The following is a 19425-nucleotide window of genomic DNA, read 5'->3' on the forward strand; positions in this document are numbered from 1 at the left end:
TTCACCAACTATAGGATCTTTTTAAGTCTCTTTATAATACCAGGATAGAGGTCTATAACATTCCCATTTAAAAAGGCGCTCATGGTGTATATTACCCCTGGAGGTATTATCTCCACAGGTGATCCATTTCTAACAAAGTAGAGATTGTCAAAACTTAACAATCCTCCGAATATCAAACCTGCCAACTTAGGTAGACTCTGTAGATCTTCAAAAGTTATTATTACTACAGGATCATCTGTCTCCTTTCCCGTATAACCCACTCCAGGTATCTTCTTGGAAGTTTCACTTACACTGACACCAACATCAAATCCGTAATTCCTCCCTATATCCTCCACAAAGAGTGCCATCTCATTTACTATATCCTCTCCCCCATAGGTATCAAAGGACACAACTATGGAGTCTCCATAGGGAGAACCTGCCTTAGCAACAGCATAGGATATACCCTCTTTGGCCTCTTCAGGATTTTCAGATACTCCATTTAGATCGTCAAAACCCATAGCATGCTTTTTAAGTAGGTTTACTACAGATATATTTATCTCCTCTATCAACTCCTCAGGTGTAAAGGATGTAATTACTATATCATCTCCTGTTATATTAGATATAGCAGATTTTACGCCTTTAGGTAGGATCAGCGATAACTCCCTTGATATCTTCTCTGGTATAGTGGGATCTACATCTACATCTGTAGATGAGATATCTACACCTATGGAAACAATGTACCAGGTCATAGTATAGTCCTCATGCTTTTTATAGAGTTAATTTATAGCAGAATTTATAATTATAATTTTGTACCAATTAATTCATCGAAGCAATAAAAAAATATAACATTCTCTAACATATAAAAAAGAGTATTAAATTAAGTTATTATTCTCTTCGAATGGAAGAAGACGTTACCATTAAAGCTTCTATTTTTTCATGTATCTTTAATATATTTTTTAATCTCAAGAAGAGTTTAAAATATTTAATGAAGTGGTTGTAAATATGTTTTATAAACCTGTAAGTGTAGATGGTGAAAATCTTGAGGTTATTATATCATGTAGAGAGATGATTTTCCTGTTTATCTTGGAGAGTGGTATCTATCTACAACTGGCTTATTAATTTATTGTTAAGAGATATGTTAAGGAATAAGTAACTATACCTCTAAGAAGAGAAGTTTAGCAGAGAACCTATCTACTTTCTCTAAGTATTTAAGAGATTCCAAGAACAATAGCGAGGTTTTTTACTTTTTAGAAAATAATAGTTTATAATTAATAAAATAAATAAAATAATAAAAACAACACTGAGAAGAGAGTGATTTATTCATTTTTCAGTGTTTAACGGTTTTAAAGATTATTTTATTTTTAAATTATACCCCAATTCCCATCAAAAAACTCTGATAAGGATAACAATAATTATAAAAAGTATAAAAGGATGATATAAAATCAGAATAAATAAAAGATAATCTCCTAGAATGTTCTAAGATGCTATGGAAGTGGAGTAGATCCTTCCTAACAGTTGCTATTATTAATTTTATTAAAGATATTATAACATTTTTTTCTAGTCCTTTTTATTATTCTTATTTTTATTATTTAAATCGTTACTTTGATGGGAATTAAGGTTTTAAATTGTTTATTTTTTTATTCTTATTTTTAAATGATTATTTTTTTATCCGATTTTTGACGGGGCTATGACCACCATATCTTTTTTAGTCAGGTTTATCCAAAATGATGAAAATAACAATTTTCCAAAAAGCCTAAAACATTATATACTATTAAGTGGAAATAATATTATGTGAAAGTATGAGATATCTAATAGTGGTAGATTATGAAAAGGACACTGAAAGAAAGAGGATAGACTATTTAATTGAAAAGTGGTCTCAAAGGGCAAATATAGAGAAAATAAGAAAGATGGCAATACTAATAGAAACAGAGGATATAAATGAACTTATAAGTGGCATTATCTCCCGTTTAGAAGGAGATCCAGAAGAGAAGGTTAGAGTCTATGAAGTTAAGGAGGTAAAGAAATCGGTGCCTTTAAAAAAGATTACCTTAAAATACAGAATCCCCAATAAAGAAAGTATAGAGGGTTTTTTAAACTACCTGATGGCAAAATTAGGTGCAAGTTATGAGTACTCCATAGGGGATGTAAAGAGGTATAGTCTATATACAAAAAAAGGGAAATGCACCATCTCAGTGGGGTTCTACAGGGATATACTAACTTTTGAAATCGAAGGATACGGTGAAGGTGTAGATACAATAAAAAATAGAATAGATAGTGATATGAAGTTGTTTATCGAGGGGTCGTTATGAGTCTCTTTCCAGAAGGTGACCATAGAAAGTTAGATGAGTTAAGGCAGGTGGTAAGTAGGGTACTGGGAGATGGGTACGACATAATATACGAGCCCTACGAGAAAAGGGTGGAGTTGTGGAATAGGGTAAAGGAGAACTATGAGAGGTACAAAGATGGGGAGTGTGGGAGGTTCCTAAGGGACATAGACAATGCAGTTAGGAGAGATTTTGAATGGGCTCTGGCTATATTGGCATTTAGTTTCCATCACAACGGGGAGTCCTTTCCAGGTGTCAATAGGTACAAACCTAAGGAACTTCAACTTGTGGAGTATATTTTAAGGTACAACGTATTTGAGATCTGGACGGTAGAGGACATACTAAGGGAGATAAATAGGGCAAACAGAGAGGGTGCAGATGAGATTTTGAATCTCCTTAAGGAGTACTACAACGGCATAGGGGATAGAATAGAGGAGATCATAAAGGATCATACAGTAAGACTTCCACTGAGGGATTACGCAAAGACAAAGTGGATGGAGTACAAGGGTAAGATGGACGAGGCTATATTCCGAGGTATGAGGGAGATAGACTGGTTTAGGGACTTTATAACTGGTGTAGATAGTAAGATCCAAAAACTTAAGGATGATGTAAACAAACTCCACGACTTTTTAAGAATGGAGAGGGAGAGGTTAGAGGAAGAACTGAAAAAGGAGAAGGAGTTGGAACTATCAAAAATTGAGGAGATGAGGGAAGAACTGAAGAGGAAGTTTGAAAGGGAGAAGGAAAGGATAAGGATGGAAATCGAAATGGAGAAAAATAGAGAACTCCAGGAGAAATTAAAAAGGGAGATGGAATCCATAGAGAAGGAGTACAGGGAACTTATTGAGAAGTTAAATAAGAAGGTAGAGACACTGGAATCGGAGAAAAGGGAGTTAAGTGATATTTTAAGTAAGATAAAAAATGCCAAGAAAGAGGGTACAAGGTTTGTAAAGAGTGAGAGTGCACTATCTTACGAGGAGTGGTTTATTGGGAGGTTGGAGAAGAGGTTAGATGAGATAAAGAAAAAGGGAATCGTTATAGGGAATAAAACCTTTAAGGTAGAGTCCATTGAGGAGGTGCCCTACTCCGGGATAACTACAGGTGTCCCTAAGAACAGGGAGATAAGGGCGATTTTATGTGAGAAAAAGTTCCTTCCTATAGGTAGGAGGGTAAGGATAATGTTAAAAGGGATGTTCTTAGCAAACAGGAAGAACTTCGAGAGAATGAACTTTGATGTATATCCAATATCCCTAGGTAGGATCATCGAGGTGATGGAGGAGGGGAAGAAGGAGGATTTTGATAAGGTTATACTTCTAATAGCCTCACCAACTGGTTTTGAGGATGAGGTGATCAAATTTGTTAACTCTCAGGACTTTAAAAGGAGATATCTATCTAAAAAAATTGCCCTTATACTCTTAGATGTTGGAACTGGAGAAGTATACTACAACGAGGTGGATGAGTACGCTCGGGTATTTGGGCCCTTGATGAATTTGGAGTTTGAGAGAGAGAAGATTGAAAGGTTAAAGAGGTACGTTGATGAGGTACTACTTACAAAGGGGTATATCCCATGGGAGGAATCTGTAAAGGTAGTTGGAGATGAGAGGATAGTAAATAGAGTATTTGAGGAGTACAGGAGATCTGGAAAGGGGGAAACTAACTACATCAAAGACGTTGGTTATGTCCTAATCAAAAAATAACAAGGTGAGATTATGGATTTTTTGAATAAGTTAATAGGTAAATTTAAAGGAAATCCTTTAGATAAACTGTCAATAAGGGATTTAGAGGGAGAAAGGATAAGATTAAAGAGTAAGTTAGATAGGATAAAAAAAGAGATAAAATCCTTAGATAGGCAGAAAAAACAGCTGTTCAAAGAGGGAGTGGGTGCCGACACCCTTACAAAGAAGATGCTCGCACAGGATATAAAAAGTATTGAGATGGAGATGAGGTTGAAGTATAAGAGTTTTCTGACCTATCAAAAGCAGTTCAACTTTGTAAATAACCTTCTAATTGTTAAGAAGTACGAGAAGGAGTTGAAGAATATAGGGATGTGGAACAAGATCAAGAACATCCAACCTGAAATCTTAGAGGCAAAACTAAGTAATATAATATTAGATGGTAAGGAGTTCGATGAGACTGTTGAAAGTTTAAATAGGGTCTTTGAGATGAGAATCGATGAATTCGACGAGGAAGTAGATGGAGTAGAGAAGAAACTCTTTGAGGCATGGGGACAGGTTGAAAGTGGAGAGATGGATAGTGAGGATATTGTAAACAACTTAGATCTAGATGTAAATGAGGATGAGGAGGATGAAGAACTGTTTAAGAGATTAGAGAAGGAAGTTAAATAATTATTTATTTTAATTTTTTATAAATTATTATTAAAATAACAATTTAGGGATAAATATGTTAAGTAAGTTAAAAAGTCTATTTTTTAAAAGTAAAAATCCGTTAGACATGCCCCTAGATAAAATAAGGGAGTCTAAGATAAAGTTAGATGTTAAAATTAAAAAGTTGGAGGAGGAGATAGTACAGATAGATAATCAGATTACTATGCTATTTGAAAGGGCGAAAGGGGCGAAGAGTAAAAGTGAAGAGTTAACAATAGCTACAAAGATAAAAACCCTTAGTCAGAGGAAAAAACAACTGCAGAACTCCCATGCTCTCTTAAATAAACAGGTGCGGTTCATTGACAATATCCTAATTATAAAGGAGAACGAGGAGATCTTAAAATCTACACCTCTATGGAACACCTTAAGGTCCATGTCACCTCAGGAGTTGGAGAGATATTTAATCGATATGAGGATAAACAGTGAAAATATAGTTGAGACGTTGAATAGCGCCTTAGGTATTACAGACAATATATTAGATTCTGCATCGGAGGAGCATGATGAGGATATCACGGATATACTAAGTACGATACAGGCTGTTAAAGAGGGGGAGTTAGATGTTGAAGATGCTAAGGGGCTAATATCCAGGGAAGAGAGAGAAAGAGAAGATGATGATTTTGAAAGGAAGTTTAAGAAGTTGGATAGGATGATAGATTAAGGTTTAATCGTTAATACAATAATTTGGAGGGGGTATATATTGGAGGTCGATCTATCTGGAGTTCTCCTAAGTCAGTTTAAAAAGGCTAAAAGAGAGTACGAGATAGCAAAGAAGGAGAAAAACGAGGTAGTTGCCAAAAAGAAGGCATTGGAATGTGCTAAATTACTGAGGGAGATGGCTAAGTATAATCGATACAACGAAAAAAAGTATTTGGAAATGGCTAAAAAGTGGGAGTTAGTGGCAGATAGTATAGGGGAGATACTCAACCCCTCGAAAGTTATTAGATCTAAACCTATAAAAACATCGTCATCCAGCACATCTGATTCAAAGACCGAGGAGGATAGGGAGAACGAAATTGACAAGTTTAAAAACTATGTAAAGAACAACCTGATACAGAAATCCACCATAAAGTGGGACGATATAGGGGGGTTGAAGGAGGTAAAACAACTTATGATGGAGACTATAGTGATCTCTGCACTTCAGAGACCTGCCTCCATTCAACCCTGGAAGGGTATATTGCTATTCGGTCCTCCTGGTACTGGGAAAACACTACTTGCCTCTGCATGTGCTGGGAGTTTAGATGCAACATTCTTTAACGTAAAGGCATCTTCTGTAACAAGTAAGTACTTCGGTGAATCCTCAAAGATCATAACTGCACTGTATGAGGTTGCAAGGGAACTTCATCCAAGTATAGTGTTCATAGACGAGATAGATGCTTTGACTACTAAGAGAAGTGAGGGGGTCAGTGAGGCTTCCAGGAGGATGCTATCTACGTTATTAACAGAGTTGGACGGTTTCCAGGATAAGGGAAGTGATAGGTTGATATTAACCCTTGCGGCGACTAATACACCATGGGATTTAGATGAGGCTATCCTCTCCAGGTTCCCAAGGAGGATATACATACCACTACCAGATAAGGAGGCTACAAAGGAGATCATAAAGATCAATACAAGGGGACTTGAGTTGAATGTTGATTTAGATGGGATCGCAGAGAGGTGCGTAGAGAGATATTATTCAGGTAGGGATCTGAAGAACCTCTGCCAAGGTGCTATATGGAACATGATAAGGGATGTTAATAGGGATCTCTACAAGATGGCTAATCTTTCTTATAAGGAGTTGAGAAAGAGGAAGTTGAAAGTAAGGCCCTTAACTGAAGAGGACTTCGAGGAGGCTTTTAAGAAGATAAAGAGTCCTTTAACTAAGAGGGATATTGAGAGGTATGAGAAATGGGCGGAGGAGTTTGGGGGGTAAAAATAACTATTTTCTATTTTACTTATTCGTAATTGATATTAATAATTATAATTTTTAAAAATAATTATGATATAAAATAACTGGTGTTGGAGGGTATCAATAAATAAGGTGAGAGGATGAGGAGATTTTCTGTAGTTGTGGTTTTATTTTTGGTAATTATGGGTTTTTTGAATATTGTAGTGGGGGAGGAGATCTATTGGGTGAAGGAGTTTAAAGGTAAAGCTTATGGAGTTGATATTGCTCCTAATGGGGATATAATAGTTGCTGGAAGAACTAAAAGTTTCGGTGCCGGTGGATACGATATCTGGATCCTCCGATTAGATGAAAATGGTAATGTAAAATGGCAAAAAACCTACGGTGGCAGTTATAGGGATTGGGCTGATGCAGTTGCTATTGCTCCTAATGGGGATATAATAGTTGCTGGATATACTTATAGTTTCGGTGCCGGTGGGGGTGACTTCTGGATCCTCCGATTAGATGAAAATGGTAATGTAAAATGGAAAAGAACTTATGGGGGGAGTAATTGGGATGGGGCTGATGCAGTTGCTATTGCTCCTAATGGGGATATAATAGTTGCTGGATATACTTATAGTTTCGGTGCCGGTGAAGGAGATTTTTGGATCCTCCGATTAGATGAAAATGGGAATGTAAAATGGCAAAGAACCTATGGAGGTAGTGACGATGATATAGCTAGAGCAATCGCCATTGCATCAAATGAAGATATAATAGTTGCTGGATATACTAATAGTTTCGGTACTGGTGGAAAGGATATTTGGATCCTCCGATTAGATAAAAATGGTAATGTAAAATGGAGAAAAACCTATGGAGGTAATAGAGGCGATGAGGCTTATGCAATAACTATCGCATCAAATGAAGATATAATAGTTGCTGGATATACTAATAGTTTCGGTACTGGTGGAAAGGATATTTGGATCCTCCGATTAGATAAAAATGGTAATGTAAAATGGGAAAAAACCTATGGTGGTAGTGATGATGATGAGGCTTATGCAGTTGCTATTGCTCCTAATGGGGATGTAGTAGTTGCTGGAAGAACTGGAAGTTTCGGTGCCGGTGGTAGTGACTTCTGGATCCTCCGATTAGATGAAAATGGTAATGTAAAATGGGAAAAAACCTACGGTGGCAGTTATTGGGATGAGGCTTATGCAATAACTATTGCACCAAATGGAAATTGTATTGTTGGTGGAGATAAGTATGTAATTAAGTTTAACATTGATAATATTTCACTTTGCAAGGGTAATGGTTGGGGAGATTCAAACGCTATAGTTAAAAATTCTAGTGCTGTCGTAAAATACCAAAATATTATCAAAACTGGAATATCAAATGCAATTATTAATACCTCTATTATGTGATAATTAAAAACGTAAATTATGAAGGAAAATACCTTTGGATGTACCCTCCAAAAGGCTTCCTGAAAATCTTTTCCACACCATCAGATGCAGAGGCCTATATCAATGATGAATACAAAGGTAAAACTCCTCTAGTGTTAAAACTCGATCCAGGGAATTATAGTGTAAAAGTCACAAAAGATGGATATGAAGGCTATGAGACAGAAATAGTAGAGATAGAAACTGGAAAAATCGCTGAAATTAATGTATTTTTAAAGCCCTATGGTATCTTAAAAATCTCTTCCGATCCATCAGATGCAGAGGTTTATATCAATGGTGAATACAGAGGTAATACACCTTTAGAGTTAAAACTCGATCCAGGGAATTATAGTGTAAAAGTCACAAAAGATGGATATGAAAATTATGAAACAAAGATAGAGATAAAAACTGGAAAAACTACAGAAGTTAACGCTGTTTTAAAGCCCTATGGTATCTTAAAAATCTACTCTACTCCATCAGGTGCTAAGGTATACATAGATGGATACTACAAGGGAACTACTCCACTTACAGTGGAGGTATCACCAGGGACACATACTATCAAGATAAAGAAGGACGGCTACAAAGACTACTCTGATACTGTCTATGTCTCCTCAGGAGACTCAAAAACCATCAACGCCAAATTAACCTCCAAGAAGGCTACCCTCTACATCAGGTCCGATCCATCAGGTGCTAAGGTATACATAGATGGATACTACAAGGGAACTACTCCACTTACAGTGGAGGTATCACCAGGGACACATACTATCAAGATAAAGAAGGACGGCTACAAAGACTACTCTGATACTGTCTATGTCTCCTCAGGAGACTCAAAAACCATCAACGCCAAATTAACCTCCAAGAAGGCTACCCTCTACATCAGGTCCGATCCATCAGGTGCTAAGGTATACATTAACGGTGAATACAAAGGTAAAACTCCTTTAGAGTTAAAACTCGATCCAGGATTTTACACTGTCAAGATATCCAAGGATGGATATGAAGATTATATAGCATATATAATTTTAAGATCTGGAAAAACTACAAAGATCAATGCAGTCTTAAAACTCTATGGTACCTTAAAAATCTCTTCCAATCCATCAAGAGCATACGTATATATCAATGGAAAATATGTAGGTATTACACCCTTAGAATTAAACCTTAGTCCAGGTAGTTATAATGTGGAGATAAAAACCATATTTGGAGAAAAAGTTTATGAAAAAACTGTAGTTGTAAAGGCTGGAGAAATTACAAAAATTTCAGCAGATTTAAACACGAATACAGGAATATCCTCATCAGATGAAAATAACTGGAATAGTTCGAATATTATAACAGCTCTTAACACTAAATCTGAAAAAACTGTTAAAAGTAATACTTCTATAACAGCACTGCTAGGGAATATAGGGATAGGAGCTCTCTTAATCATAGGATTACTACTCCTCATTATTCTTACAAGAAGCAGAAAACCCTCAGAGACATCAAAACAACCTACAGAAACCTCACCAGATACACCAGAGAAACTAGACGAAAAACTCCAAGCCTTCCCAAAGGAATTACTCCCCAAATACAAACCCTTAGAATTCTTAGGTGAAGGTGGTTTCGCCAAAGTCTTCAAAGTCAAGAGAAGAAGTGACGGAAAAATCATAGCCTTAAAGATCCCAAATCTCGACGAGAAAGCCAGAAAGTTCTTCCTCAAGGAGATCAGAGCCTGGAGACTCCTCAACCACCCTAACATAGTCAAACTTTATAACGCCTATGAAGAGCCCATACCCCATATCGAGATGGAGTATATCGAAGGAATAACCCTCAACGGCAAAGTTATTCGAGACTTAGGTAAATATCCGAAACCAGTAGATGAGAAGAAAACTTTAGATCTCATCAGAGGTATTGCAAAAGGATTAAAACATGCCCACTCTAAACAGATATATCACCGTGACTTAAAACCTCAGAATATCCTCATAACTCCCGATCTAACACCTAAGATAACAGACTGGGGATTGGCAAAGATCGGTGCCATCTCAACCTCTGCTACAACTACAAAGGGATTAACCCTACTCTACGCCGCCCCAGAACAGTTAGACGAGGAAACCTACGGACATACAGATCATAGAACAGATATATATCAACTTGGTTTGATATTCTACGAACTACTAACTGGAAAACTGCCCTACGAGGGAATTACTCCAACAGTTGTCGTGGCTAAGGTGATAAACCCTGCAGTGAAACCAAAACCACCAAGTTACTTCAATAAAGAGTTGGCGAAGTATGATGGTATCTTCGAGAAACTCTTAGCAAAGAGAAAGGAAGATAGATATCAATCCGTAGATGAGTTTCTAAAAGCACTGGATTCTATAGAAGAACTAACTAGGGAGAAAGAGAAATTTAAAGATACTCTAACTAAAACCACTCAAAGATTAAAAATCTCAACAGATAAGAAAGAAATAGAGAAATTAACGAGGGATCTAATTGAAACTACAGTAAAACTAGCCCTGAACTGCGCCAGGGTAAATGATAAAGTGGGTCTCTTAGATACCTTGGAGTTGTTAAGGGACTATGTGAAATCTGAGGAGAACAGGAAAGATCTTGAAAAAGTAATATCTCACATTGAGTATCTTATAAAAGAAGGGATACCTATTGGAGAAGATACTATCGAGAGACTTAAGGTATTGTTAAATAGAATCAAGAGAGAATGGAGTTAAGGTGAAAAGAATGTATATATTTTTGTTATTACTCCTCTTCATAGGATCAGTTGTAATTGGAATGGCTCTATGTCATATAATTGAGAAAAAGAGAAAAGAAATAGAAAAAGTTGAAAGGGAGAAAACTAGGGACATTGAAACACCAAATCGCGACTACATTATCTTCGAGGAGGATAAAGTTTATGGCATATCTCATAAGGGCAACAGGACACATAACGAGGACTACATCCTAGTTAAGAAGATCAAGGATATCTATCTCTTAGCAGTTGCAGATGGTATTGGAGGACATAACGCAGGAGAGGTTGCATCTAAAATGGCAGTGGAAACTCTAGAGAACTTTATAACAGAGAGATACAGAGAGGATCTATCCATTGAAGAGATTAAAGAAATATTGGAAGAAGCCTACAATTTAGCCCATCGTAAGATAAGGGAAAATGCTATCGGAGATAAGGAAGGAATGGGAACAACACTGACAACTGCAATAGTAAAGGGAGACAGATGTATTGTAGCGAACTGTGGTGATAGTAGGGCGTATTTAATTAGAGATGGAAGTATAATTCACAGAACTAAGGATCACTCCTTTGTCCAGGCTTTAATAGATAGTGGCCAGATTACAGAGGAGAAAGCCATGGAACATCCAATGAAAAATATCATCACCTCGGCATTAGGGTTAGATGAGCTTAAGATAGATATCTACCTCTGGGATCTAAAAAAAGGAGATACACTTCTTCTAAGTTCCGATGGGCTTCATGATTACGTGGAGAAAAAGGAAATTTTAAAGGTTGTAAGTAGTTATAAGGATCCAAAAGAGATCGTTAAAAGACTGTTAGATATTGCATTGGAGAAGACAAAGGACAATGTAAGTATCGTAGTGTACAAAAAGACTTCTTAAGGCATGTATGTTATATTGCTCTTTTAATTAAAATCCTATTTGAGAAAAATATTATTTTAAAAATAAAAATAATTTTTTAAATTTTTATTATTATATTATAATTATCTTTTTATTTAAATTTCAATGGTTATTTTTTAGTACAAATAGTTAATAGTAATGATGTTGTCCTATTTAACAACATATAAAAATATTAAGAAGTTTATACGTTAAATTTAAATTATAAATTTATAAAAAACTTTATCCCTTAGAGTTCTTAGGAGGTGCTAAGGTGAAAGAAGTTGTAGCAAAGGTTAGAGAGAAAACAGATATTCCAGTCTACGAGAGAACTGTAGAGAATATCATAGGTGCAGTTCAGAGCAGTAGTGATATATGGAGAATCGTAGATCTAAGTGAAGAGCCTCTGCCTTTAGTTGTTACAGTTCTAGAAGTACTCAATAACCTTGGATACATAGAGTTCAGAGACGGAGTATTTTTAACAGAGGATGGGAAGAGATTTGTTGATAAGTACGGCATAGGTAGAAGAGAAGATTATACATGCCCCCATTGTAAAGGAAAAACTGTGGATATGGAGGCTTTTAAAGATCTCCTTGAGAGGTTTAAGGAGATCGTTAAAAATAGACCAGAGCCAAAACACGAGTTTGATCAGGCCTATGTAACTCCCGAGACTACTGTGGCAAGGATTATCTTCATGCATACAAGAGGTGATTTAGAAAACAGGGAGGTCTTTGTTCTTGGAGACGATGATTTAACAAGTATAGCCCTTATGCTCTCAGGACTACCAAAGAGAATAGCGGTTTTAGACATCGACGATAGATTAACCAAATTTATAGAGAAAACTGCAGAGGAAATTGGCTATAACAATATAGAGATATTTACCTTCGATCTGAGGAAACCTTTACCAGACTATGCACTTAGAAAGTTTGATACCTTTATAACAGATCCTCCAGAGACTGTAGATGCAATTAGGGCCTTCGTCGGTAGAGGTATTGCCACCTTAAAAGGTCCAGGTTGTGCAGGCTACTTTGGTATAACAAGAAGGGAGAGTTCTTTAAACAAGTGGAGAGATATTCAAAAACTGCTTTTGAACGAGTTTGAAGTTGTAATAACGGACATAGTTAGGAACTTTAACGAGTATGTAAACTGGGGATACGAGGAAGAAACAAGGGCCTGGAGGTTGATCCCTGTAAAGGTTAGGCCAACTTATAACTGGTACAAGAGTTATATGTTTAGAATACAGACCCTCGAAGGTTCAAAGGGCTATGAGGAAGAGATAAGAGAAGAAGATATCTACAATGACGAAGAGGCCTCAACCACTTAGTTCTTTTTTTTTATTTATCTTAATATTTTTACAAATACTTAAAAATAAGGTAAAATAAACCCTGACTCCCATCAAGATTTTAATTAGAATAAAAAATAATAAAAATCTTAAGAGGAATAATAATAAAATGTAATAAAATTCCTGAAGGGATGGGATAAAAGAGTAAAATAATATTGGATACTGGATAAACAAGTAAGTAATTACCACTTTTGATGGGAAGTAGGGCATTAACAATAGCAACCTGTTAAGAAGGATCTACTCCACTTCTATAGTACCTTAGAACATTCCAGGAGATAATCTTTTATTCTGATATTAATACCTTTTTATAATTATTGTCATTCTTATCAGAATTTTTTGATGGGAATTGGAGTTAAAATAATTAAAATTTAATATAAAAAATAAAGAAAGTAAAAATTTTCCAACTAGGTATAAAAGAGGGATAACAACTAGATTTCTACTCTTTTTATACTATCCACCTCTTTTAAATACTTAGAAATTCTGCAAATTTAAAAAGAAATTACCCCTTAAGGCTATTTCTAAATATGAGAGAAACGTATAATCTTCGGTTTTATAGTGAATTCTATATTTTTATTTTTATAGTTCTAAAAAACCATTAATTAAACATAATAACATTATTAAAATTAAAATTGATAAAATAAATATTTAAAAAATAGACTGGGAAGAGTATGGACTCTATAATTATCCTATCTTATACTCAAAAAACATCTCAAAGGAGTAATTTTAATTTAACAAATTTCTAATATTTTATTTAAATTTTTAAAGTAGAAGTTCCCCCTGTTATAATAAATATCAATATAAAATTTTTCAGGTGATTTCAATGGTTCCAGAGAGGGCTGTAATCCTCGCTGCAGGTCTTGGGACGAGGTTAGGTAATATAACCGAGGAGACTCCCAAGGGTCTTCTAAAAGTTGCCGGTAGAGAGATACTTTATAGAAGTATGAAGATCCTAGAGGAGTTAGGAGTTGAAGAGTTTGTAATTATTACAAATAAAAAATACGAAAATAAATATAGGGATTTTATTGAGAAGAATAACTTCAAGGCTAAAATAGTAATAAATGAACACCCTGAAAGAGGTAACGGTTACTCCCTCTATCTAGCGAAAAATGTAGTTAATGATAAATTCCTCCTTCTAATGAGCGATCATATCTATGGAAGAACATTCCTCCAGGAGGCTGTAAAGGGAGAGGGTCTTATAGTGGATAGAAATCCAAGGTATGTAGATATAGAGGAATCTACAAAGGTTAAAGTTAAGGACGGCCATATTGAGGATATTGGAAAACATCTTAAAGATTTTGATGGAGTGGATACTGGATTTTTTGCACTTACACCAGAGATATTCCATACCGCTGAAGAGATCCTCTCGGAGAAGGATACTGTGGAATTAAGTGAAGTTGTAAAGAGGGCAAAACTTAGGGTAACCTTTGTAGATGGACTTTTCTGGACAGATGTTGATGTACCAGAAGATATTAAAAAAGCGAGGAATCTTATAGTAAAAACCTCTGTAAAGGGGGTTGGAGATGGCTTTATTTCAAGGTATTTAAATAGAAAGATCTCCACAAGGGTAAGTTCCCTCCTCGTTGACTATATCACTCCAAATCAGATAACTGTAATAACCTTCCTCCTTGGAATCTTCTCGGCATTGCTAAATTTTATCAATATCCCTTTAGCAGGGATTATGTATCAAATAAGTTCTATACTTGACGGTGTTGATGGAGAGATCGCACGTGCCAGTATGAAGACAAGTAGATTTGGTGGTTATGTAGACTCGATCCTCGATAGATACGTGGATTTTACATTTTTACTTACTTTGGCTTACGTCGCAATTAAAGAACCTCTCTGGTGGGCTATAGTAGGGATCGCCATCTTCGGCTCTGTAATGGTAAGTTATTCGACAGAGTGTTACAGAGCAGTGTATGGAAGGAGCATATACGAAGAGATTCCCACAATGAGGTATCTCATTGGGAAAAGAGATGAGAGAATATTTTTAACTATGTTGTTCTGTTTAATAGGACAGATAAAAGTTCTTTTTATTCTACTGGCAGTTTTAACAAATCTTAGGGTGGCATTGACAGTGTGGTTGGTGTGGAAAAAGAATAGAGGTTAACAGTGTTCGGAATATATTTTTTCTTTTTTTATTTTTTCTATATTAATGAAAATTATCTTAATATCTATGAGGTATTTTTTAAGTTACTCAAAAAGAGTGAAATATATATCATTGACTGATTTTTCTCTAAAACGACTTACTGTTTTTTATCCATTTTTATTATTTTCTAATTATTAATATGGACCTGTCCACTTAACATAAACACCACCTCAGTTTATTATAATACAGAACAAATAACCTACAAAAGAAGTTCCAGTTTCTAACAGGATTTTTAGCATTAATAGAGCAGAAAAAGATCTTTACCCTCTGCTTCAGAGAAGAAAACACCGATTCTATCAAACTCCCCCGCCCAAAGGTCTGATGTTCAAAGTTTAAATTAAGACTTTTTAGAGCACTAATTAGCCATGGGGCTTTATCTATAAGGAATTTAGGCTCACCCCTACAGTACTTCAGTACTTTCTTTACAAAGGACCTCGTAATTAGATGATTCCTTATTGTATAGACTCTCATTAAAATTAATTCATTCCTCTCAACATCTACAGCTGAATAAACGTAATAGTGCTTCCCGCCACCTTTAACAACAGTTTCATCCACCGCTATTAGATCTCTTTCTCTTTCCTCTGTTGTAATGGATAATTCTTCTTTAAACTTATTTATCCAGTTCCAAACTGATGTTTTTGAGACTGGATAAATCTCTGAAAGAATTCTGGCAGTTCTTCTTACTGAAGATGTCTGAATGTAGGTTGCAATGGCGAGTGTTTTAATTTCTATAGGTATTTTGTTCCTCTTAAAGATTTTTAATTCCTTTATAATATCTTTTACTCTTAGCATAATAGTATCTTATGTACATTGTTATATATGATGTTTGTTTTATGTGGACAGGACCATGTAAAGAACCAAAAAATATATTAATTAGTTTTTAGATAATAATTATTAACAATAAAAAAATAAAAATTAGAGGGTAGAGGTGGGGGAGATGGTAAGGGTGGTTATACTTGGACAGGGATATGTAGGGAGTATATTTGCAATAGGAGTTGAGAGGATAAAAAGTGGAGAGTTAGGATACTACGGTATTCCTTTAGCAAATGAACTACCTATAAAAGTAGAAAATATCAAAATAGTCGGTTCTTACGATGTTGATACAGATAAAATTGGAAAGAATCTCTACGAAGTTGTTAAAAGATACGATGGAAATAAGATCCCAGAAAGTCTTAAAAACATAGTAATAAGGAAGGGAATACACCTAAGAAGTCTCAGAAACTTACCAATTGAGGGAGAAGGTTTAGAGGATAAAAGATCCCTTGCTGAGGCTATAGAGAAGATCGTCAACGAATGGAAGAAGATGAAAACTGATGTCATTATCAACGTCTGTACAACTGAGGCATTTAGACCATTTAACAACAAAGATGAGTTAATAAAGGCTATAGAAAATGATGATAGAGAGAGATTAACTGCAACACAGGCTTACACCTACGCCGCTTCACTCTATGCCCAGGATGTAGGGGGAGCTGTATTTATAAATGCAATTCCCACCCTCATAGCAAACGATAAGGCGTTCTTTGAACTTGCCAAGGAGAGTAATCTAGTTATCTTTGGAGACGATGGTGCAACTGGTGCAACACCTTTAACTGCAGATATATTGGCCCATCTTGCCCAGAGAAACAGATACGTTAGAAGTATAGTCCAGTTTAACATAGGTGGAAATACAGATTTCCTGGCATTAACACATAAGGAGAGAAATAAGAGTAAGGAATATACAAAGTCCAGTGTTGTAAAGGATATCTTAGGCTATGAAGTTCCTCACTACATAAGACCAACTGGATACCTTGAACCTCTGGGAGATAGAAAGTTCATATCCATGCATATCGAATATGTAAGTTTCAACGGGGCCTTAGATGAACTTGTTATAAATGGAAGAATAAACGACAGTCCTGCATTGGCTGGATTACTCGTTGATTTAGTGAGACTAGGAAAAATAGCTGTTGAGAGAAAAGAGTGGGGAACAGTATATGAGGTTAACGCCTTCTATATGAAGAACCCGGGACCAGCAGAAAAGGGTAACATACCAAGAATTATTGCCTATGAAAAGATGCGCCAGTGGGCAGGACTTAAAACTAAGTGGTTATAAAAATAGTCTAAATATTTTTTGAAAATTAATTATTAAATAATTGTTAAAAAAATAATAATTAAAATAATAATAAATTCTATACTTTATTCCACAATTATCGATTTTGCCACATCTTTTCCTATGGCTATCTTACAATTACCTATTTTTACAATCATTGGATCTTTCTCGTTTGATATAACTGTTATACTTGTGCCAGGTACGATCCTTAAATCATAGAGTTTTTTATATTCACCAATTATCTCTTTAATTATATATGTACCTGGTTTTTTATCTGCAAGGCTACCCATCCTATCACCTGAAAAAAATATTTTTTATACAAAGCCTAAGAGTCGTCCAATATTGTATACTACTATACCTATCAATGTAGCCAACGTTAAGTTATACCCTACTGCAAATAATGTCCATTTTGTATTCTTTCCAGTTTCAAAGAATAAGGTTGCTATTGTGGCTAAACATGGGATATACAGTACAGTAACTAATGTTAGGACAAATGCCTGAAGTGGTGTTAATGCATTTGCTATTGCCGACTCTCCACCGTAGGCCAGCGCCATAGTAGATACTACCAACTCCTTAGCAATGATCCCAGCCATCAGTGCAAGTGCTCCTCTCCAGTCTATGCCCATAAGTTGAGTTATAGGTTCCACCATTCTCCCCAGTATCATACCGTAACAGTTTTCCTCACTTGGATAGTACAGTAGGTAGTAGAACAGTATAGATCCTACCAGTATTATAGTTCCTGCCCTTATTAGGAAGTGCTTAGTATATGCCCAGGTTCTTTTAAAGATGTAACTCCAATCAGGTAGTCTAAAGGGAGGTAGTTCAAAGATAGGATCTTCAGGTTCGCCCTTTACTAGGTACTTACTGATAACGTAGGATACAAGACCTAGGATTAGAAGGGTTATACCTACTATCCCCATTGCAAATAAGGCGTTATGTTTTTCAAAGAACATGGCAGCCATGAATGCAATTACTTCAAATCTGGCAGCACATGGGACGAGAGGTGCTACAAGGAGTGTGGCAATTCGCCTGACATGATCGGGAATCGTCCTAGTAGCTATTAAACCTGGAACGTTACATCCAAAACTGATCAGTAGAGGTATTGTGGAACCTCCACTGAGACCTATCCTAGCCATTATCTTGTGGAAGAGGGCAGAGACCCTTGCAAGATATCCAAGACTCTCCAGTAGAGCCAGGGAGAACATCATAAAGGCCACATATGGGAAGAAGGTAAGTACCGTCCCTACTCCTCCAATTATTCCATCTACTACAACACCTGTAAATGGCTCTGGAACTATCCCACTTGCATACTCTCCTAAATACCCAAAAAAGGTATCAATATACTCTATAAATACATCACCTAACCCTATAACAAAACTGTATGTTATATACATAACAATGAAGAAAACTATTATTCCATATACTGGGTGGAGGAGTATTTTATCTATATCGTCGAATATTATATTCTCCTTCCAGATGCCCTTCAGTATCTCATCTATCTTTTTGTACCTCTCTTCAGCAACATAACTCTCTGCGTCATGTTTTAACTCCCTTTCCAACTCCTCCTTTATTTTCTTTGCCTCATTTAACAGATCTTCATTCTTTTTAAATAACTCTAGAACCTCAGGATCGCTCTCTAGGAAGGATATAGCCAGCCATCTCTTTGGAACTCCTTTAAACTTCCCATCTGTAGGTAGAGGATACCTCTCTAACTTTTCAACTATCTTATCTATTGTACCCTCCAACAGTTCAGAGTATCTAATTTCGCAGGATATAGGCTTATAATTCAGTATAGCCTCCTTTAGGTCCTCTATACCTATCTTGTACCTACCAGAGGTTTTTACAACTGTTAGTCCTCCTAACCTCTCACTGAGTTTCTTACTATCTACTGAGATACCGTACTTCTCCGCCTCATCTATGAAGTTTAAACATACTATCGGTGATCTCCCAAGTTCTATCAACTGTAGTGTTAAGTAGAGATTTCTACTGAGATTGTTTGTATCTATCACATCTACAATAATAGCGTCCTTATTTTCAATTATGAAATCCCTTGCTATCTTCTGATCTAGGGAGTCTGCCTTGAGGGAGTAGGTTCCTGGTAGATCGACTATGTTGAACTTTCTTCCCTTATAAACCATTGTTCCCTCTTTCTTTTCGACAGTTACACCTGGCCAGTTACCTACCCGTTGAACCATCCCTGTTAATTCGTTGAATAATGTTGTCTTTCCAACGTTAGGTTGGCCTGCTAAACCAACAGTTTTTATATCATCCATTATACCACCTTAACAGTA

At 35.9% G+C, this 19425-nt stretch carries 15 protein-coding genes; 11 read left to right on the plus strand and 4 right to left on the minus strand.

Annotation, left to right across the window (positions count from 1 at the left end):
* Positions 1–8: 8 nt before the first annotated feature.
* Positions 9–728, minus strand: a complete 720-nt coding sequence (locus tag CFE53_RS00360) for a hypothetical protein (RefSeq protein ID WP_148119928.1) — start codon at positions 726–728, stop codon at positions 9–11.
* A gap of 1050 nt (positions 729–1778) precedes the next feature.
* Here CFE53_RS00360 and CFE53_RS00365 point away from each other — a divergent pair.
* The 10 genes from CFE53_RS00365 to CFE53_RS00425 all read left to right on the plus strand — a co-directional run bounded on the left by CFE53_RS00365 (position 1779) and on the right by CFE53_RS00425 (position 15009).
* On the plus strand, positions 1779–2288 hold the full coding sequence (locus CFE53_RS00365) for a hypothetical protein (protein WP_148119929.1): 510 nt from the start codon (positions 1779–1781) through the stop codon (positions 2286–2288).
* Positions 2285–4000: a hypothetical protein gene (locus tag CFE53_RS00370; protein ID WP_148119930.1), complete on the plus strand. Its 1716-nt coding sequence runs from the start codon at positions 2285–2287 to the stop codon at positions 3998–4000. Before CFE53_RS00365 ends, CFE53_RS00370 begins: the two co-directional genes overlap by 4 nt.
* Before the next feature lie 12 nt (positions 4001–4012).
* Positions 4013–4648, plus strand: a complete 636-nt coding sequence (locus tag CFE53_RS00375) for a chromosome assembly protein (RefSeq protein WP_148119931.1) — start codon at positions 4013–4015, stop codon at positions 4646–4648.
* Positions 4649–4703: 55 nt separating this feature from the next.
* Positions 4704–5345: a hypothetical protein gene (locus CFE53_RS00380; protein WP_148119932.1), complete on the plus strand. Its 642-nt coding sequence runs from the start codon at positions 4704–4706 to the stop codon at positions 5343–5345.
* Between the two features lie 39 nt (positions 5346–5384).
* Complete coding sequence (locus CFE53_RS00385) at positions 5385–6596, plus strand: 26S protease regulatory subunit (protein WP_148119933.1); 1212 nt, start codon at positions 5385–5387, stop codon at positions 6594–6596.
* 116 nt (positions 6597–6712) lie between these two features.
* Positions 6713–7966, plus strand: coding sequence for a hypothetical protein (locus CFE53_RS00390; protein WP_148119934.1), 1254 nt, complete (start codon positions 6713–6715; stop codon positions 7964–7966).
* 38 nt (positions 7967–8004) lie between these two features.
* Positions 8005–10674, plus strand: a complete 2670-nt coding sequence (locus CFE53_RS06885; RefSeq protein WP_216360698.1) for a PEGA domain-containing protein — start codon at positions 8005–8007, stop codon at positions 10672–10674.
* A gap of 10 nt (positions 10675–10684) precedes the next feature.
* Positions 10685–11566: a Stp1/IreP family PP2C-type Ser/Thr phosphatase gene (locus CFE53_RS00415; RefSeq protein WP_253254775.1), complete on the plus strand. Its 882-nt coding sequence runs from the start codon at positions 10685–10687 to the stop codon at positions 11564–11566.
* 268 nt (positions 11567–11834) lie between these two features.
* Positions 11835–12884 carry a bis-aminopropyl spermidine synthase family protein gene (locus tag CFE53_RS00420; protein ID WP_148119935.1) on the plus strand — a complete coding sequence of 350 codons (1050 nt, stop codon included), beginning with the start codon at positions 11835–11837 and terminating at the stop codon, positions 12882–12884.
* 838 nt (positions 12885–13722) lie between these two features.
* On the plus strand, positions 13723–15009 hold the full coding sequence (locus CFE53_RS00425) for a bifunctional L-myo-inositol-1-phosphate cytidylyltransferase/CDP-L-myo-inositol myo-inositolphosphotransferase (RefSeq protein WP_148119936.1): 1287 nt from the start codon (positions 13723–13725) through the stop codon (positions 15007–15009).
* Between the two features lie 192 nt (positions 15010–15201).
* Here the strand turns inward: CFE53_RS00425 and CFE53_RS00430 are convergent, their stop codons facing one another.
* Positions 15202–15840, minus strand: coding sequence for a DDE-type integrase/transposase/recombinase (locus CFE53_RS00430; RefSeq protein ID WP_148119920.1), 639 nt, complete (start codon positions 15838–15840; stop codon positions 15202–15204).
* 145 nt (positions 15841–15985) lie between these two features.
* Here CFE53_RS00430 and CFE53_RS00435 point away from each other — a divergent pair, with 145 nt between their 5' ends.
* Positions 15986–17137 (plus strand): inositol-3-phosphate synthase, encoded by a 1152-nt coding sequence (locus CFE53_RS00435; protein WP_148119937.1) that lies wholly within the window; start codon positions 15986–15988, stop codon positions 17135–17137.
* 83 nt (positions 17138–17220) lie between these two features.
* Here CFE53_RS00435 and CFE53_RS00440 read toward each other — a convergent pair whose 3' ends face one another.
* Positions 17221–17424 carry a FeoA family protein gene (locus tag CFE53_RS00440; RefSeq protein ID WP_148119938.1) on the minus strand — a complete coding sequence of 68 codons (204 nt, stop codon included), beginning with the start codon at positions 17422–17424 and terminating at the stop codon, positions 17221–17223.
* Between the two features lie 24 nt (positions 17425–17448).
* Positions 17449–19407, minus strand: coding sequence for a ferrous iron transport protein B (gene feoB / locus CFE53_RS00445; RefSeq protein ID WP_148119939.1), 1959 nt, complete (start codon positions 19405–19407; stop codon positions 17449–17451).
* Positions 19408–19425 lie beyond the last annotated feature (18 nt).

It is taken from the genome of Methanofervidicoccus sp. A16 (assembly GCF_003351865.1).
Lineage (GTDB): Archaea > AGJL01 > Methanococci > Methanococcales > Methanococcaceae > Methanofervidicoccus.

What these genes read in the sequence shown, in the direction of transcription:
- CFE53_RS00360 (WP_148119928.1), bottom strand. Translation starts at nt 728, where the DNA reads ATGACCTGGTACATTGTTTCCATAGGTGTAGATATCTCATCTACAGAT.
- CFE53_RS00365 (WP_148119929.1), top strand. Translation starts at nt 1,779, where the DNA reads ATGAGATATCTAATAGTGGTAGATTATGAAAAGGACACTGAAAGAAAG.
- CFE53_RS00370 (WP_148119930.1), top strand. Translation starts at nt 2,285, where the DNA reads ATGAGTCTCTTTCCAGAAGGTGACCATAGAAAGTTAGATGAGTTAAGG.
- CFE53_RS00375 (WP_148119931.1), top strand. Translation starts at nt 4,013, where the DNA reads ATGGATTTTTTGAATAAGTTAATAGGTAAATTTAAAGGAAATCCTTTA.
- CFE53_RS00380 (WP_148119932.1), top strand. Translation starts at nt 4,704, where the DNA reads ATGTTAAGTAAGTTAAAAAGTCTATTTTTTAAAAGTAAAAATCCGTTA.
- CFE53_RS00390 (WP_148119934.1), top strand. Translation starts at nt 6,713, where the DNA reads ATGAGGAGATTTTCTGTAGTTGTGGTTTTATTTTTGGTAATTATGGGT.
- CFE53_RS06885 (WP_216360698.1), top strand. Translation starts at nt 8,005, where the DNA reads ATGTACCCTCCAAAAGGCTTCCTGAAAATCTTTTCCACACCATCAGAT.
- CFE53_RS00415 (WP_253254775.1), top strand. Translation starts at nt 10,685, where the DNA reads ATGTATATATTTTTGTTATTACTCCTCTTCATAGGATCAGTTGTAATT.
- CFE53_RS00425 (WP_148119936.1), top strand. Translation starts at nt 13,723, where the DNA reads ATGGTTCCAGAGAGGGCTGTAATCCTCGCTGCAGGTCTTGGGACGAGG.
- CFE53_RS00430 (WP_148119920.1), bottom strand. Translation starts at nt 15,840, where the DNA reads ATGCTAAGAGTAAAAGATATTATAAAGGAATTAAAAATCTTTAAGAGG.
- CFE53_RS00435 (WP_148119937.1), top strand. Translation starts at nt 15,986, where the DNA reads ATGGTAAGGGTGGTTATACTTGGACAGGGATATGTAGGGAGTATATTT.
- CFE53_RS00440 (WP_148119938.1), bottom strand. Translation starts at nt 17,424, where the DNA reads ATGGGTAGCCTTGCAGATAAAAAACCAGGTACATATATAATTAAAGAG.
- feoB (WP_148119939.1), bottom strand. Translation starts at nt 19,407, where the DNA reads ATGGATGATATAAAAACTGTTGGTTTAGCAGGCCAACCTAACGTTGGA.